This is a genomic window from Vibrio renipiscarius, assembly GCF_000827885.1.
GTDB lineage: Bacteria > Pseudomonadota > Gammaproteobacteria > Enterobacterales > Vibrionaceae > Vibrio > Vibrio renipiscarius.
On record NZ_JTKH01000024.1, the window covers coordinates 374488 to 390337 of the forward strand.

The 15850-nt window shown below is 45.9% G+C and carries 17 protein-coding genes; 11 read left to right on the plus strand and 6 right to left on the minus strand.

Annotated features, from left to right (window positions below; genetic code table 11):
- Positions 1–57: 57 nt before the first annotated feature.
- The 4 genes from OJ16_RS15290 to OJ16_RS15305 form a co-directional block, all read right to left on the minus strand.
- On the minus strand, positions 58–735 hold the full coding sequence (locus tag OJ16_RS15290) for a DUF3313 domain-containing protein (protein WP_040992109.1): 678 nt from the start codon (positions 733–735) through the stop codon (positions 58–60).
- Positions 736–904: 169 nt separating this feature from the next.
- Positions 905–1255 carry a helix-turn-helix domain-containing protein gene (locus OJ16_RS15295; protein ID WP_040992111.1) on the minus strand — a complete coding sequence of 117 codons (351 nt, stop codon included), beginning with the start codon at positions 1253–1255 and terminating at the stop codon, positions 905–907.
- Positions 1256–1495: 240 nt separating this feature from the next.
- Complete coding sequence (locus OJ16_RS15300) at positions 1496–2662, minus strand: D-alanyl-D-alanine carboxypeptidase family protein (RefSeq protein WP_040992112.1); 1167 nt, start codon at positions 2660–2662, stop codon at positions 1496–1498.
- A 174-nt stretch (positions 2663–2836) separates the two neighbouring features.
- Positions 2837–3193, minus strand: a complete 357-nt coding sequence (locus tag OJ16_RS15305) for a hypothetical protein (RefSeq protein ID WP_040992113.1) — start codon at positions 3191–3193, stop codon at positions 2837–2839.
- 660 nt (positions 3194–3853) lie between these two features.
- Between OJ16_RS15305 and OJ16_RS15310 the strand changes: the two genes are divergently transcribed.
- The 3 genes from OJ16_RS15310 (at position 3854) to OJ16_RS15320 (ending at position 5212) form a co-directional block, all read left to right on the plus strand.
- Positions 3854–4063, plus strand: a complete 210-nt coding sequence (locus OJ16_RS15310) for a cold-shock protein (RefSeq protein WP_040992114.1) — start codon at positions 3854–3856, stop codon at positions 4061–4063.
- A gap of 71 nt (positions 4064–4134) precedes the next feature.
- Positions 4135–4671, plus strand: coding sequence for a YaeQ family protein (locus OJ16_RS15315; RefSeq protein ID WP_040992115.1), 537 nt, complete (start codon positions 4135–4137; stop codon positions 4669–4671).
- Entirely contained in the window at positions 4664–5212 is a 549-nt protein-coding gene (locus OJ16_RS15320) for a hypothetical protein (protein WP_040992116.1), read from the plus strand. The genes OJ16_RS15315 and OJ16_RS15320 overlap by 8 nt, the downstream gene beginning before the upstream one ends.
- A 107-nt stretch (positions 5213–5319) precedes the next feature.
- Here OJ16_RS15320 and hmpA read toward each other — a convergent pair whose 3' ends face one another.
- Positions 5320–6480, minus strand: a complete 1161-nt coding sequence (hmpA, locus tag OJ16_RS15325; protein ID WP_040992118.1) for an NO-inducible flavohemoprotein — start codon at positions 6478–6480, stop codon at positions 5320–5322.
- 206 nt (positions 6481–6686) lie between these two features.
- Between hmpA and norR the strand changes: the two genes are divergently transcribed.
- The 8 genes from norR to OJ16_RS15365 all read left to right on the plus strand — a co-directional run bounded on the left by norR (position 6687) and on the right by OJ16_RS15365 (position 15380).
- Positions 6687–8273, plus strand: a complete 1587-nt coding sequence (gene norR, locus OJ16_RS15330) for a nitric oxide reductase transcriptional regulator NorR (RefSeq protein WP_040992120.1) — start codon at positions 6687–6689, stop codon at positions 8271–8273.
- 62 nt (positions 8274–8335) lie between these two features.
- A complete protein-coding gene (locus OJ16_RS15335) occupies positions 8336–8695 on the plus strand; it encodes a glutathione S-transferase N-terminal domain-containing protein (protein WP_040992121.1) in 360 nt (119 codons plus the stop codon).
- Positions 8696–8746: 51 nt separating this feature from the next.
- Positions 8747–9361, plus strand: a complete 615-nt coding sequence (locus tag OJ16_RS15340) for an HAD family hydrolase (RefSeq protein ID WP_040992122.1) — start codon at positions 8747–8749, stop codon at positions 9359–9361.
- Positions 9362–9572: 211 nt separating this feature from the next.
- On the plus strand, positions 9573–10193 hold the full coding sequence (locus tag OJ16_RS15345; protein ID WP_040992123.1) for an NAD(P)H-dependent oxidoreductase: 621 nt from the start codon (positions 9573–9575) through the stop codon (positions 10191–10193).
- Positions 10190–12112: a monovalent cation:proton antiporter-2 (CPA2) family protein gene (locus OJ16_RS15350; protein WP_040992124.1), complete on the plus strand. Its 1923-nt coding sequence runs from the start codon at positions 10190–10192 to the stop codon at positions 12110–12112. Before OJ16_RS15345 ends, OJ16_RS15350 begins: the two co-directional genes overlap by 4 nt.
- Positions 12113–12232: 120 nt before the next feature.
- Positions 12233–13561: an MATE family efflux transporter gene (locus OJ16_RS15355; protein WP_040992126.1), complete on the plus strand. Its 1329-nt coding sequence runs from the start codon at positions 12233–12235 to the stop codon at positions 13559–13561.
- A gap of 202 nt (positions 13562–13763) precedes the next feature.
- Positions 13764–14651 carry a DMT family transporter gene (locus OJ16_RS15360; protein ID WP_040992127.1) on the plus strand — a complete coding sequence of 296 codons (888 nt, stop codon included), beginning with the start codon at positions 13764–13766 and terminating at the stop codon, positions 14649–14651.
- Between the two features lie 114 nt (positions 14652–14765).
- A complete protein-coding gene (locus OJ16_RS15365) occupies positions 14766–15380 on the plus strand; it encodes a glutaredoxin domain-containing protein (protein ID WP_040992128.1) in 615 nt (204 codons plus the stop codon).
- A gap of 91 nt (positions 15381–15471) precedes the next feature.
- On the opposite strand, the gene OJ16_RS15370 is transcribed toward OJ16_RS15365, so the two are convergent.
- Positions 15472–15822 carry a hypothetical protein gene (locus OJ16_RS15370; protein ID WP_040992129.1) on the minus strand — a complete coding sequence of 117 codons (351 nt, stop codon included), beginning with the start codon at positions 15820–15822 and terminating at the stop codon, positions 15472–15474.
- Between the last annotated feature and the right edge of the window lie 28 nt (positions 15823–15850).

A 15850-nucleotide genomic window follows, 5' to 3' on the forward strand; every position in this document is an offset into this window, starting at 1 on the left:
CAATAGTGGATTGCAACGCCCTCATCATGGGGGCGTGAATGCATCACTTATCCGCAATCACTTATCCGAAATCGATGCCGCTTGCATTGTCACACCTAAGCGGTCAACCCAATAATCCATCGCATCTTTCGCGTCATCCAATGAATCAATCATCGTGGAAAAGTCTTTGTTACCCGTTTGGCGATCAATCGCAGCAAAGAGTGGTTTGTTGTTCTTCGCATCACTGACTAATAACTCCACGCTCGCGCTTCCTACATTGGTATGTTCACCCGTCGTCACTTTAGACAATGTCGATATCGCTAAGCCAAAAGGGAGCACACTGCTGGTTACAGCAAGGATCGGGTTGGGCGTTTCAACATTACTTAGGGCGATACTAAGACGCAAAGATTGCCCTGTAGGCTGATCAACAACCGGTTTATAAGGTTTAACTTTCTGGGTAATTTGCGACACAAAGTAATCGGCGAGTTCTTGAGTCTCTGCTTTGCTCAAACGATCTTCTTCAGATAACACCACGATTTGATCAATCACAACAGAATCATACTGCGCGAGCTTCTTGTGCAATCGATCCGCATCTCGCAAACCTATTTTCGCCCAAACTAAATCAACGCCGCCCTCAGGCCCCTGGCTAAAATCCTCATAAGAGGTAAACGTTGTCGCACGAGTTAATGGACCTGACGCACATCCACTCAGAAATGCTAATACGGTAAAGATTAGGAAACATTGCTTTAGCGGCATGGCATTAGGCTCTCAGATTAATAATGGTACACCATACCATATATCCGAGTATTTTGTCGCCACCTCACCATGCTTTTACTGACGATCCGACTCTCACTTAATCGACTAACTATTGTTCAATCGACCAACTGTTGCTCAATCTACTACTGATGTCGACACAGGCCGCTCGTTAAGCGGGTTTGAATACCGTATGTAAGTATTCAACCACGACTTGATTACCTTCAATATAAGCGCGCTTAATTTCACCATCGACGGTCATGCGGCTCTCTAAGTAGACTTCTTTTATGTTTGGCTGAGTTCGCAATGAAGGCACAACGCGGTGAGATTCTAAGTTCAACAAATTACAAAAACGCGAAACAAAAGCCATAGACAACGGTCTTTCACCGCGAAGGATGCTAGAAAATTCCAATTGATTCATACCAAGTTTCTTGGCAAATTCCATCTGAGTTAAGCGCATTTTTGATTTTTGCGACATCCATACGTTATACAACGCGGTGCTGTCTTCTACATTAAATTCCATCATTCATTCCTACACTGCCTGAGTCCCATATTGGGATCGTCTATTTGCCGAGTATTTTGGCGTTTACAAAGGAAATAATGTCAGTGTCAGGTAAGCGCAGCTTAAGGATTTCGGTAAATCGACCAGAAAGTACTGCGAGTCGATGAAAAGAGAGCAAGTGCGAGGCATGCTTGATCAAAAAAACGAGCCATTCAGCTCGTTTTTCATTATCAAATTAATCGCGTTTCAGCGAAATTCTTACTAGAACCAGCTAGTGACTAAACGCTTCAGCCAATCGAAAATACGCTTAACAAACCCGCCCTCTTCGACTGGTTGCAGGGCCACTAAATCGGCACTCGCGACATCTTTATCACCAATGCTGTAAATAACGGTTCCGACCACTTGGTCACTTTGAATCGGAGCGACTAAATCGCCATCGTAAACCAATTCCGCTTTTACCTTACCCGACTCGGATTTTGGCAACGTAATAAACACATCATCTAAAACGCCAACACTGACCTCGTCTTGTTCACCCATCCAAAGACGAGCTTTAGCGATTTCTTTGCCTGCTTCCCCTGCCGAGACAGTATCAAAGAAGCGGAAACCATAGCTCAGCAATTGTTTGCTTTCAGATTCACGACTTCTCACGCTCTTAGAGCCCATCACGACGGAAATCAAACGCATCTCACCGCTTGTTGCCGACGTCGCCAAGCTATAACCCGCCCCGCTGGTGTAGCCGGTTTTCATACCATCAACATTTAGACTGCGGTCACGCAATAGGCCATTGCGGTTATACTGAGTAATGCCGTTGTACTCAAAATCCAATTCACTATAAAGCGGATAAATCGTCGGTAAATCACGAATGATGCCTTGGCTCAATAACGCAATATCATAAGGTGTTGAATATAATCCGTCACTGTCGAGCCCATGAGGGTTGGTATAAGCGGTATTGTTAAGGTTCAGTTTATCGGCCCAGCTGTTCATCAAACTAACAAAGGCGTCTTCGCTGCCTGCCACATGCTCCGCAATCGCGACACTGGCATCATTCCCTGACTGAACCACTAAACCACGATAAAGATCCATCATGGATACACTCGTGCCAACTTCGATGAACATTTTTGAAGAATCCGGAAAATTCTTCGCCCAGGCTTTTCGGCTAATCGTCACTTGATCATCTAAATTGATATTACCAGCGCTGACTTCTTGTCCGGCGACGTAGGCGGTCATCAACTTAGTTAAACTGGCAGGATTGAGTCGGTCATGGGCATTATGCTCCACCAGCACCTGACCAGTGTTGTAATCCATTAAAATATACCCTTTCGCGCCCAATACTGGCGGATCTGGGGTAATTGAAGGCGCAGCTATCGCTGACATTGAACTTAAGACACTGACAATAAAAACCGTTTTTACAAGACGTTTTGGGTTCATGGCACTCTACCAATTAGTAAACTTCATTCAGTATATTCAAAGCTTAGGCGGTTTCAGCCTAACTGTTACTCTTCGTTACGGTTATATAAGGTTTGAGGCAAATTAATGTGATTTTGCTTGGAAGCTACAAAAAAGCCAGCATTAAAGCTGGCTTTCTATACAAATAACGATGGGTTACGCAGTTTGTAGCGCCGCCTGTTTCACCAATCTTGCATCACGGTAACTAAACCACAGGTAAGTGACCACGATTGAGAAAAACAAATACGATAAGGCAAAGATCAGCGGCGAGGTAATCAGTTCTGCCGACATCCCTAAGCTGACGCCCACAACAGTCACGGTTAATTTGGCTAACATGCCACACATTAATAAGAATAAACCAAGCTGAGGAAATCGCGTTGAACGAAACGCAAGCCAGTAGCAACTGCCGACGGCGAGAGCGGCAATAGACAAGCCAAGCATAAATGAATGGAAATGATCAGCAGACGCTACGCCAGCTGAAAGTGATGCCATTAGAATTAGAACCAGTTTCATAGGATTAACCCCATCGATAAGTGATTAAAAGCATCCTTCCATAAATGCAAACTCATTTTTTGCCTATTTTCTCAGCAATTTTTTTTATTTCAAGCGACTTTTTGACTCGTTTTTAATGACACATCGCCTTTATTTGCATATGTAAAACAATGGTTAAAAACACAAAAACTCAAAACTGTTTGATTCAAGTAAGTTACGAATTAAACACGCACAACACCCATGAAAACAAACAATAATTTAACATTTTATTTATTTGTACTTATCGTTAAATTTGTGACCTTACAACCAGTCGCCACACCACCCTGCCATTTTATATCGGTTTCTGACCCGCGGCTGCCACTCATTCCATAGCAAATTACACGCGTATGAGCGACCAGTTAACACCATAAATGTGACACTAATACGATTGTAAATTTGACGAATAAATCTGAGCTAAAATGATGATATTTAGTTCAAAACATTGGTCAATGTCACTGGAAATGCGGTTGACTTCAATCGGTTAAACCTTAGACTACTTAGAGCTAGAAAACGGTTCTTGGCTAGATCGCCGTTACGTTAGATTGCTGGAATGTCTACCGTCACGTCGAGCGAAATAGCACTCTCCTTTTCCACGCTATCCGTGCCACTAAGGCTTAATAAAGAAAGACTAAGGAAAGACACATGTCAGATACAGTGACTGGTAAAGTAAAATGGTTCAACGAAACTAAAGGTTTCGGTTTCATCCAACAAGAAAATGGCCCAGACGTTTTCGCACACTTCAGCGCGATCACTGGTGACGGTTTCCGCACCCTAGCTGAAGGCCAGCCAGTTGAGTTCACTATCTCTCAAGGTCAAAAAGGTCCACAAGCTGAGAACATCAAAGTTCTTTAATTTGTTGCCAAAATAGATTTTAATAGCCAGCTCTTTTAGCTGGCTTTTTTATTTTTGGCGAACCACTACTCATGGCTCTAAAACCCACCATTTACAAGTTTCGTATTTCTCTTTCTGATACCAACCGTGATTATTACGATTCTCTTTCTTGCACCATCGCTCTGCATCCATCAGAAACGACCTCTCGTATGATGGCACGTGTGCTTGCTTACTGCCTCAATGCCAGCCCTGAATTACAATTCACTAAAGGTTTATCCTCGATTGAAGAACCCGATCTTTGGCAAAAAGAATTGGATGATACAATCCAACAATGGATTGAAGTGGGTGAGCCTGCATTTGACCGCGTAAAGAAAGCAACGCGCCTTGCCAAGCATGTACAAATTTATGCGTTCAACAGTAAAGCCGATGTTTGGTGGAAACAGTCGCAAGGCAAGCTACGTACACTTCCTGCAACCATCCACTGTTTTGATAGCGACGCCATTGACGCGCTGGCAGCTAATGTTGAACGTGGCATGGAACTTTCAGTGATGATCACCGGAAATAGCCTGTTTATTGATGGTAAAACCTCACACGAAGTGACTTGGGAAACCCTGCAGAATAATGAGTAACTTAACTCAAGTAGCGATTGAAATTGGCATCGAGAATCTCGATGTCTTTGATATTCACTCGCCACAATGGCAAACATTTTGTGATTCCAATGACGCATTATTCGAACGAGTCATCACGGCTAAACCGGATAAAGCGCACACTCACCATCTTCTGGGTGTACTGACCAAAGCGCATATTGAAGCGCTTAGCCGAGTGGAAAAACATCATGATGCCGTACAGGCCATGCATCAAGCATTAGAGCAAAACGTCGGATCGCACCATCAGAATAATTTTCACTATCAAGATGGTGAACAATTGGCTTTTGTGACCCACGCCTGGCTCTACGTACAAGGCTACTTGGGAATGGATTTTAGCCTAGCGAATGACCATGCGAACAGCAGTGCTCAAGCGCTTAAAGTCAATCAAGAAGTCGATGCACAAGCGCTACGTAGCCAGTTTATGGCCAGCTTCTATCAAGGAAAAGAGCAAGGTAACGCGCACTTAAGCCACAAAAAATCAAGCCATCCTATTCTTGAATGGTTTAAAAAACGATTTCATTAAACGCCTATCGTCTGGCGCAATCATGTCATCGTCATCAAATACTAAAAAAGCGCCTAAGGCGCTTTTTAGTATTGTTCGTCTATTCAAGCAACAGAATCGCCACTCACTTATAGGTAGCGATGCGGCCCAAAGACTTCGTAGTGAATCTGGTCTCGCGACACATTCAATGATTCAAGTTGTTGCACCGCATGCTCCATAAAGACCACAGGGCCACATAAATAGAATTCACCCTCTGCCACGGGCAGCGTATCCACGAGCGACGTCAAATCCATCACACCATGTTGATCGCGATACCATACCTGTTGTTGCCATTGATTCGCTTCAATCAGTGCAGCACTTTCACGGTTGAATGTGTGCTGCGCAACGCTGTCACACGCGTAGTAATAGCTCACATTTCGCTTACTGACTTCAGCTAAGGTCTGCGCCATCGCTTGAATTGGTGTCACGCCGACGCCAGCCGCAATCAATACCACCGGTTTTTCTGTCGCTTGGTAGAAAAAATCCCCCGCGGGTGGATACAAAATCACGGAATCGCCGACCTGAACCTCATCATGCAAATAATGAGAAACCACGCCTTTATGGGCATCACCTTCACGTTTAACGGAAATACGGTAACACTCGCCGTTTGAAGCTTGTGATAAAGAATATTGGCGAATTTCAGTATAAGCACTCTCACTGGGGGTCACTTCAATGCCTAAATATTGGCCCGCTTGATAGCTCATCACCGGTTTACCATCCGCAGGGCGAAGTACAAAGCTGGTCACTCGTTCAGATTCGACCGTTTTCATATCAATCACAAACTCGCGCCCTTCTCGCCAGCCGCCCGTGCCTTGGGCGTTTAACTGGTAGATCTGCTCTTCACGTTCAATAAAAACATTCGCTAAAAATAGATAGGCTTGTGTCCACGCTTGTTCGACTTCAGGCGTAAAAGCGTCTGGTGCTAATTCACGGAGCGTTTCGATAAGATGGTGACCGACAATTTGGTAGTGGTGTGGCTGGATATTAAAACTGGTGTGCTTTTGAGCGATTCGTTCCACCGCTTGCGTTAACGCCGCGAGATTATCAATATTTTTCGCATACGCAGCGATGGCTTCAAACAATGCCACGCTTTGATGCCCCGTACGCTGATGCGTCATATTAAAAATATCATTCAATTCAGGGTTATGGCGAAACATACGTTGATAGAAATATTGCGTTAACGCAGGGCCTGCATCTTCGAGTAGCGGAATGCTGCTTTTTACAACGGTGATATGGTGATCATTGAGCATGGGTGTTTCTCCTAATCATTTTTAAACATTTCGCATGTTTTTATATTGGTATATTGGTTTAGGAGCACGAACCATGCCAACCCCCACATCCCTTTAATTACTTGATTTTATTCCAATCTTAGCCCAAAAAATAAGTCATAATGACACGCTTGCATTGAGTCATATAGACACTAAACTAGTGTAAACACTCTTTTAAGGTTCATTGCATGCAAGAAATTTCCATGTCGACGTTATTGGATATGGCCGCAGGGCTTGCTAACGCACATCATACTCAAGACCGATTCAATCGCTTGCTCGACGCCGTAAGGCGAGTTATTCAATGTGATTGTGTTGCACTACTTGGCCTAAATGGGGACACGCTCACACCATTAGCGATCCAAGGTGTCACCAGAGACACACTTGGCCGCCGCTTCAAAGTGAGTGACCACCCACGTTTTTCGCAAATCTGCCAAGCACAAAGCGCGGTAAAGTTTGACGCCGATTCTCCCTTACCAGACCCTTTTGATGGTCTATTACTCGATTATGAGGGGGATTTGCCAATGCATGCTTGCATGGGGCTCCCTCTCTACTATAGCGACCAATTGTTGGGCATTCTCACCTTTGATAGCTTAACGCCAAATGTTTTTGATGACATACCGCAACGAAACTTGGAAGCATTGTCTGCGATTGTCGCGTCTCACTTAAAAGTGGCATTAACGGTTTCTCAACTAGAAAACCAAGCCAAAAAGACGCAGCAAAAATTAGAAGAGTTGAACCTTGAAGCATGGGAGCGTGATGGCGGCGAGATCATTGGGGAAAGCGCTCTGATTAATGGCCTAAAAGCGGACATATCCGTTGTTGCGCCCTCCGATTTTACCATTTTAATACACGGTGAAACGGGAGTTGGTAAAGAGTTGGTTGCACGCAGCTTGCATCACCAATCCAATCGCCGTCAGCAACCGCTTATCTACGTAAACTGTGCCGCGATTCCGGAAACCTTGTTAGAGAGTGAACTTTTTGGCCACGTCAAAGGGGCTTTTACTGGCGCCGATAAATCACGTTTGGGGAAATTTGCTTTAGCCGATGGAGGGACCCTCTTTCTCGATGAAATTGGCGAACTCAGCCTAAGCGCGCAAAGCAAACTACTGCGAGCACTGCAAAACAATGAGATTCAACCGGTTGGACAAGATCGCGTACACAGTATTGATGTTCGCGTGTTAGCCGCCACCAACCGAGAGCTTAAACACGAGGTTGAACAAGGTCGCTTTCGTGCCGATTTATATCATAGACTGAGCGTGTACCCGATCACCGTTCCTCCTCTGCGTCAAAGAGAAAAAGACGTCGAATTGCTGGCCGGTTTCTTTCTTGAACATGCCCGCAAGAAGCTCGGCATCGTCCAATTAAAACTCAATCAAGAAGCCCTCTCTCATCTCTCTCGTTATGAATGGCCAGGTAACGTTCGTGAATTAGAGCACGTCATCAACCGAGCAGCACTCAAAGCACGCGCAAAATCGAGCCAAGAGAAAACCGTCAGTGTCTCCTCCGCCGATCTCGCTTTAACCGATGTGGCTGCATCCTCGCTTATCAACTCTGACGAACAGGACGCAATGCCGACTCCCCGCATTGACGTTCCCCAAGGACTGCGCCAAGCGACGGATCAATATCAAACTCAATTGATTATTCAAGCATTAACCCAAACGAATTTTAATTGGGCAGAAGCGGCTCGCCAATTACAGATTGATCGGGCCAATTTGGTGCGACTCGCGAAGCGTCTGGGCATTAAGGTCACCAAACAGCACAAAATAGAGGTTTAACGCTTGTTGAGTATGGCTAAGTCGTTACAATAAAGACGCAATTTAGTTAAGTAAGGGTTACTATGAAGGTTATTCGTTGGCTGCTAGGCCGTCTCATATTGGTAGGTAATGCCGTGTTTTCGCCTCGTGGGGTTAAACGTTCTACTGAGCAACAACAGCAAGTCAATGACAAGGCGTCAAAACTCGCTTTGTATCAATTTGAAGCCTGTCCATTTTGTGTCAAAGTCCGCCGTGCAATGAAGCGTCAATCGGTTCAAATTGAGCTGCGCGATGCCAAAAACAACTCGCAACATAGACAAGAATTAGAAGCCGGGGGTGGCCGAGTAAAAGTCCCTTGCTTACGCATTGAAACCCCTGAAGGCGTGCAATGGATGTATGAATCATCCGATATTGTCGCTTATTTAGAAAAAGAATACGCTTAATGAACATCGCCCTTCATCAAACTGAAGGGCGATGTATTTTGGAGTAGGATTATGGATAATCGCCCTATCATTCCTTTTGAACCAAAACAATTACGCGCCATCGTGTTTGATTTAGACAATACGCTGGTCAGTTCAAAAATGGATTTTGAATGGTTAAGAACACAAATAGGCTGTCCTCCATCGCTTGATGTTCTTCACTACAGCAACACCATTGCATGCCCAACACAGCGGGCGTCAATACAGCAAAAAATCCTCGACCATGAAGTTGAAGATGCCCAAGCCTCTTATACCATGCCCGGTTGCACCGCTCTGCTGAAATATATCGAATCACAAGCGCTACATACCGCCATCATTACTCGCAACTGTTTACAAGCAGCTCAAGCCAAGGTCGACCATAACCAATTGGGTATCACCCGCATTATCAGCCGTGAACACTATCCGCCAAAACCGTCGCCCGATGCGCTTATCGCGCTCGCCAAAGAGTGGCAAATTGCGCCGGAAGCACTGCTTTATGTTGGGGATTATTTATACGACATTGAAGCGGCGACCAATGCAAACATGCCTTCATGCCTCGTTACCCATGGTAAAAATAGCCCTTTTGTTCAGCAGGCTTCCATCGTGGTAAACCACCTTCATGACCTTATAGGGTTGCTAGAACGCACGTAACGCGCAACAATAATTACCGACCCCAAACAACTTGAAGATGCAAGTACGCGACAAGCGAACACAATCTCAGAGCAACAAAGACGCTGAACATAAATGCGCTATGTGATGAGATTTGAGCATGCCAATCAACACCGCAGCAACTTCAAGTCGAACGGGCAGACTTCATTAATCAATAAAAGTATTCAACCGTTAACGCCAATAGGATGCCAATATGCCTAAAAATAAAGTGCTTGTCCTGTACGCTCATCCCTCCCAGCATCGTTCAGAAGTTAATCAGCCCATTTTCGCTGCCGCCCAACAAACCAAAGGGGTAACGTGTGTTGACCTGTACTATGAATATCCCAGTTACAGCATTAACATCGATCGAGAGCAAAAGCGCCTAATCGACCATGATGTGATCATTTTTCAATTCCCTCTTTATTGGTATTCCACACCCGCTATGCTCAAAGAATGGCAAGACTTGGTGCTTGAATACGGTTTTGCCTATGGAACTGACGGAACTGCCCTAAAAGGTAAGCGATTTATGTGCGCATTATCCGCGGGGGGGAAAGCTGATGCGTATCAAACGAAAGGATACAACCACTTTACCATTCGCGAACTGCTCTCCCCAATGGAGCAAATGGCCGCAATTACGGGAATGAAATATATCCCACCGCTGGCTCTGTTTGGTGCAAGAACAGCCAAAGAAGAAGGCCGTATCGATCTGCATCTCTCCCAGTGGCAACGTCTGCTGAATGCGCTTGTTGACGATAAATTTGACTACAAACGCGCTTATAAAGTCGAAAAGCTTAATCCTTATTTAGATCAACTGATCGCAGGAGAACAAGTATGACCGGTTATTTTCTCCAAGCTTTTATCTATCTTGCGGCTGCCGTCATTGCTGTGCCAATCGCCAAACGTCTTGGGCTAGGCTCGGTATTAGGCTATTTAATTGCCGGTGTGGTGATCGGCCCGATCATTGGCTTAGTCGGAGAAGAAACAACCACCATTCAGCACTTTGCTGAATTTGGCGTGGTGATGATGCTCTTCTTAGTCGGGTTGGAGTTAGAGCCCAAAATGCTTTGGGGGATGAGAAATCGATTGCTCGGCCTGGGGGGATTACAGGTGAGTGTCACGACAGCGGTCGTGATGGGCATCGCCATGTACTTCAATCAACCGTGGAGTATTGCCCTCGCCATCGGTTTGATTTTTGCCCTTTCTTCCACCGCTATCGTCTTACAAACGTTCAATGAAAAAGGCTTAAACCGAAGCGAAGGGGGAAAAAACGCCTTCTCCGTTTTGCTTTTCCAAGACATTGCCGTGATCCCAATGCTGGCGTTTATCCCACTGCTCGCCCTTCCGGAGTTAATTGAGAAAGCCGAGGCATTGGCGTCATCCGCCGCCGAACACCACGAAGAAATCAGTCTCGTCGCAGGCTTGCCAAGCTGGGCTTACGCCCTTGTCATCGTCGCGTCCATACTCGGCTTAGTCATCGGCGGGCATTATTTAAGCCGCCCTCTATTTCGCTTTGTTGCAAGTTCAGGGTTGCGTGAGATTTTTACTGCAACCGCTCTGATGCTGGTGATCGGCATTGCTGCATTAATGAGCCTCGTCGGCTTATCGCCCGCCTTGGGGGCGTTTCTCGCCGGTGTGGTATTGGCGAACAGTGAATTTCGTCATGAGTTAGAATCCAATATCGACCCGTTTAAAGGGCTCTTGCTTGGCTTATTCTTTATCACCGTCGGAGCAGGGATCAACTTTGGTATTCTATTTGACGACTTTTTCCTTATCATCGGCTTAACGCTTGGGGTTATGGGCATCAAAGCGCTCATCCTCTATGTGCTCGCCTTCTGCTTTAAAATTCGTCAAAGCAACCGCTGGCTATTTACTTTGAGCTTGGCGCAGGCGGGTGAATTTGGTTTTGTATTGCTCAGCTTTACCACTCAAAATCATGTAATCCCAACGGATATTGCGCAAATCCTCTCACTCGTTGTCGCGCTGTCGATGTTCTTAACGCCCGGGCTCTTTATCTTATTCGATAAAGTCATTTTGCCACGTTACGAGCAAGCCTCGAATCAAAATGAAGCGGATGAGATTGATGAAAAAGGCACGGTAATCATCGCGGGCATTGGGCGATTTGGCCAAATCGTCAACCGCTTGCTGGTTGCAAATGGGGTGAAAACCGTCATTCTTGACCACCAGGCGGATCAAATTCATACCGTTCGACAATTCAATACCAAAGCCTTTTTCGGTGATGCGACACGACCGGATTTACTTCATACCGCCGGAATTGAAGAAGCGTCGATGATCGTTATCGCGATCGATAACCGCGATGCCGCTTTAGAGCTGGTGAAGTATGTCAAACATACCTACCCAAATGTGATTATATTAGTGCGGGCGTTTGACCGAGGTGAAGGCTACCGCTTGCGCCAAGCCGGCGCGGATGTCATTGAATCTGAGACTTATCATTCCGCCTTAGAATTAGGTGCTCATGCCTTAAGACAATTAGGACAACATCCATTTTTGGTGGAACAGCAAAAGGCCAGTTACAAGCGTGTCGAAGATAAGAAATCCGACATGCTCTATCAAGCCTGGCTGGATGACGCATCAGATGAACGTTTCGATAACAACTATCGTCAATTGTTTATGCACCTTGAAGAGCAGATCAAACTTGCAGTCGCCACCGATCGTGCCGATAAACATAACAACGATGAACGCGGCTGGACACCACCACCCAAAGGCTACGATGACGACTTTAAAGAAAATGTTTAAAGTCTTTCAAGAAGCCTGCACTCGAATTCATCATATAATCGAGTAAACTGTAATGAGATATCCATAAAGCTGAGCCTGTCTCAGCTTTATTTTTACTTCCTATTTATCGATGGCGACACGATGCATTCTAAAGATCTTGGTAGACAATTATTTACAATGACATGGCCCATGCTATTTGGGGTATTGTCATTGATGAGCTTCCAGCTTGTGGACAGTGCATTTATTGGCCAACTGGGCATTCTCCCTTTAGCCGCTCAAGGTTTTACTCTGCCAATCCAGATGATCATTATTGGTCTTCAAGTGGGCCTTGGCATTGCGACTACCGCCGTGATAGCAAAAGCGATTGGCGCGAAACAAGAAAAATACGCACAACAACTGGGCGGCTTAGTCGTCGTGCTCGGTACGGTGGGCATGGCTTTTTTCTGCGTTGTTCTCTATCTCATTCGTGAGCCTATATTGCTCATGCTAGGCGCGCCAGAAAGTGTCTTTGCGATTATCGATAGCTATTGGCTCTATTGGCTTGTCAGTTCGTGGACAGGTGCGCTGCTCTACTTTTTTTACAGTGTCTGCCGAGCAAATGGCAACACGATGCTACCGGGTAGCATGATGGTCATCACCAGCTTGCTTAACTTAGCGCTCGATCCCCTATTCATTTTTACTTTTGATATGGGCATCAATGGGGCCGCCCTAGCGACGATTATTGCTTTTGGCTTAGGCATTGTGTTTGTCGCGCCTAAAGTGGTTCGCAAGCAATGGATGAGCTTCGATTGGCAAGATTTAAACCTCGCGAAAAGCCTAACGTCGATAGGCAATATTATGGGACCGGCAATGGTCAGCCAATTGTTGCCTCCACTTTCTTCTATGCTAGCAACCAAACTACTGGCGAGCTTTGGGACTGCCGCCGTCGCGGCATGGGCACTGGGTTCTCGCTTCGAGTTTTTTTCCATTGTCTCGGTACTCGCACTCACTATGTCGATGCCCCCTATGTTGGGCCGTATGCTTGGGGCGCACAAGCTAGAGGAAATTCGTCAACTGGTGCTCCTTGCTTGCAAGTACATCCTCGTATTCCAACTTGTGGTGGCCGCGGTAACCTGGTTAAGCAGCGACTTTCTCACAACCGTGATGACCAGTGATCAACAGGTAAAAGAGATCTTAAGCTGGCACCTTATGATCGTGCCTTTTAGCTTAGGGCCCCTCGGCATTTGCATGTTGATGGTTTCCGTCAATAACGCTCTGGGTAAGTCTTACACTGCACTCACCATTTCCGCGCTACGGCTGTTCGTCTTCTTCTTACCTTGTTTGTGGATCGGCTCCATGATTGCCGGTATTCAAGGCATATTTTGGGGCGCTTTAGTCGGCAACCTGGGGGCTGGCCTAAGCGCATGGCTAATGTACCGAAGAGCGTTTCAGCAAGTCGAACGCCAATTAAAAGTTGAAGAAGCCGCCTAAACGAACAAAGCCTCATCACATGGAGGCACTATGTGATGAGGTTTGAAAGTGGCCAGTCAACGCCACTGCAACGTCAAGTAGGACGGGGATAGACCAGTCATTGTCTATATTCGCTGTCGTCTTGTTCAATCGGTCAAAAAAGTAAGGTAAGACCACAAATAAAGTCGTATGATTCCGCCATCTTTTCCGAGTATCTATTTTTATGAGCCACAATCACCACCCTATTCAAGGCGCGAGTTGGATGCTAACCGCAGGTTTGTCTTTCGCGATCGTTAACAGCCTTGCCCAAGTCGCTAGTATTCAGTTTGGTCTGCCTTCAACCACCGTTGCATTGGTGCAATACGCCATTGCCTTAGTGGCCATCTTGCCTTATTTAAAAACGTTAGGTATTCGCCAATCACTTAGAACCAATAAGTTTGGTTTACACGTTTTCCGAGTCTTTTTATCGGTGATTGGTATCCAGTTGTGGCTGTGGGCTCTGGCTTACCCTGTGCCGATTTGGCAAGGCATTGCGCTATTAATGACCTCGCCTCTTTTTGCTACCATCGGATCAGGCTTACTGCTTAAAGAAAACGTTGGTACTGCGCGTTGGGTCGCCACCCTTTCGGGTTTTGTCGGCGCAATGATCATCTTAGAACCATGGGCTGATAATTTTAATTGGGCGACATTGTTACCCATTGGCGCTGCTTTCTTCTGGGCGTGTTATTCGCTAATGGTAAAAAAACTGTCTGCCGATGATTCACCGTCAACCATGGTGGTGTACTTACTTGTACTGATTACCCCATTTAACCTGCTACTCGCGCTACCTGATTGGCAAATGCCAACCGGACTGAATGTTTGGTTAGTGCTCATCGCCGCAGGCGCCGCAACCGCACTGGCGCAATGGGCTATCGTTAAAGCCTACGCCGTCGCTGATGCGTCATTCGTGCAACCATTCGATCACGCGAAACTACCATTAAATGTGTTAGCGGGTTGGGTCGTCTTTGGTTGGGCGCCACCAGGTCGTCTATGGCTTGGCGCGGCCATCATCATTATGTCGGTTGCCTTCATTACCCAGTGGGAAAGTAAGAAGTTTCGTAAAAAAAGTTAGTTTGTTGAAATTAATCGGCCATTTCACCGTTCTTAATAACTGAAATGGCTTGAATTTCTTCTATGATTAAGAAGAGATTTGTCCCAACCGCTTAGCTGAATTCGGGAGATACGCATGACACAACCTATCAAAATCACACTCTATCGCTGGGCGGGGAGTTGGGGGCCTTTTAAGGTTAATATTCCTTGTGGTGAATGCACACTGACGAAAGATATCTTACAAGATACCTTCTCGAATGAATTAGCAGGCATCCCGATTGAGTTAGAAGTAAAAGATTGGCTGTCTCACTGGTGGGAGCCCCTTAAACTCGGATCGTGGCATGCACCTATTCTGGTTGTAGAAGGAAAAGTGGTGAGCCAAGGCGAAGCATTGAATCGTGGCGTGTTGATTCAATCAGTCATTCAACAATGGGCACAGCGTGACGCGCTGAAAGGCAATATTGTCTACGGTAAAGCCACATGCCCTTACTGTGTTGAAGCCAAAAAGCGACTTGATGACGCAGGAATAGACTACCAGTATTTTGATGTCGTTAAAGATAGCGCGGCGCTCTACCGTATGATCCCTGAAGTAAAAGCGCACATTGGCATGAAGACCCCCGTGACCGTGCCGCAAATTTGGTTGGATGGTCAATACATTGGTGGGGCTGACAACTTAGCGACTTGGATTGACGAAAAAGGGTTGAATAATAGACCTGACAACGTCATCAATCTCGAGAGAAATCAAGGCTAGCGAAATCAAGCTAGCATTGACGCCTAATCGCAAAAAAAGAAACCCCAGCATGAGAGCCAGGGTTTCTTTTTTAATTCAAGCTGAGGCTTAATTAGCTGCGCTTTGCTTGCTGGTAAGTTTTACCCGCCGCTTGGTAGGTATCTTTGCGCTTAACTTCAAACATCGCATCAAAGAACCAAGCAACAAAACGAATAACGTCATCGCCTTCGTTCATCACATGCTCAACAAACTCTTGTTCTTCGCCTTGCTCATCCGCTTGCAGGGTAACGTGGTAAACACGCTTCTCACCATCAACTTCCGCTAACGCGAATTGGCCCGCTAACGACGCCGCCGCTTCTGCTACTTCTTGATCATCGCTCGCTTTTAAAATCTCTAATGCTTGCGGTAAGGCTTCTTGTTGACTGGCTAATTTTACAAGCTCTTCAAACTCTTTATGTTCCATAATGTCACCCTATGGTATTAATATCGCG

Coding starts and splice junctions, on each gene's coding strand:
- OJ16_RS15345 (WP_040992123.1), top strand. CDS start 9,573: ATGCCTAAAAATAAAGTGCTTGTCCTGTACGCTCATCCCTCCCAGCAT.
- OJ16_RS15350 (WP_040992124.1), top strand. CDS start 10,190: ATGACCGGTTATTTTCTCCAAGCTTTTATCTATCTTGCGGCTGCCGTC.
- OJ16_RS15340 (WP_040992122.1), top strand. CDS start 8,747: ATGGATAATCGCCCTATCATTCCTTTTGAACCAAAACAATTACGCGCC.
- OJ16_RS15370 (WP_040992129.1), bottom strand. CDS start 15,822: ATGGAACATAAAGAGTTTGAAGAGCTTGTAAAATTAGCCAGTCAACAA.
- OJ16_RS15320 (WP_040992116.1), top strand. CDS start 4,664: ATGAGTAACTTAACTCAAGTAGCGATTGAAATTGGCATCGAGAATCTC.
- OJ16_RS15355 (WP_040992126.1), top strand. CDS start 12,233: ATGCATTCTAAAGATCTTGGTAGACAATTATTTACAATGACATGGCCC.
- OJ16_RS15300 (WP_040992112.1), bottom strand. CDS start 2,662: ATGAACCCAAAACGTCTTGTAAAAACGGTTTTTATTGTCAGTGTCTTA.
- OJ16_RS15290 (WP_040992109.1), bottom strand. CDS start 735: ATGCCGCTAAAGCAATGTTTCCTAATCTTTACCGTATTAGCATTTCTG.
- hmpA (WP_040992118.1), bottom strand. CDS start 6,480: ATGCTCAATGATCACCATATCACCGTTGTAAAAAGCAGCATTCCGCTA.
- OJ16_RS15305 (WP_040992113.1), bottom strand. CDS start 3,193: ATGAAACTGGTTCTAATTCTAATGGCATCACTTTCAGCTGGCGTAGCG.
- OJ16_RS15295 (WP_040992111.1), bottom strand. CDS start 1,255: ATGGAATTTAATGTAGAAGACAGCACCGCGTTGTATAACGTATGGATG.
- OJ16_RS15360 (WP_040992127.1), top strand. CDS start 13,764: ATGAGCCACAATCACCACCCTATTCAAGGCGCGAGTTGGATGCTAACC.
- norR (WP_040992120.1), top strand. CDS start 6,687: ATGCAAGAAATTTCCATGTCGACGTTATTGGATATGGCCGCAGGGCTT.
- OJ16_RS15335 (WP_040992121.1), top strand. CDS start 8,336: ATGAAGGTTATTCGTTGGCTGCTAGGCCGTCTCATATTGGTAGGTAAT.
- OJ16_RS15310 (WP_040992114.1), top strand. CDS start 3,854: ATGTCAGATACAGTGACTGGTAAAGTAAAATGGTTCAACGAAACTAAA.
- OJ16_RS15315 (WP_040992115.1), top strand. CDS start 4,135: ATGGCTCTAAAACCCACCATTTACAAGTTTCGTATTTCTCTTTCTGAT.
- OJ16_RS15365 (WP_040992128.1), top strand. CDS start 14,766: ATGACACAACCTATCAAAATCACACTCTATCGCTGGGCGGGGAGTTGG.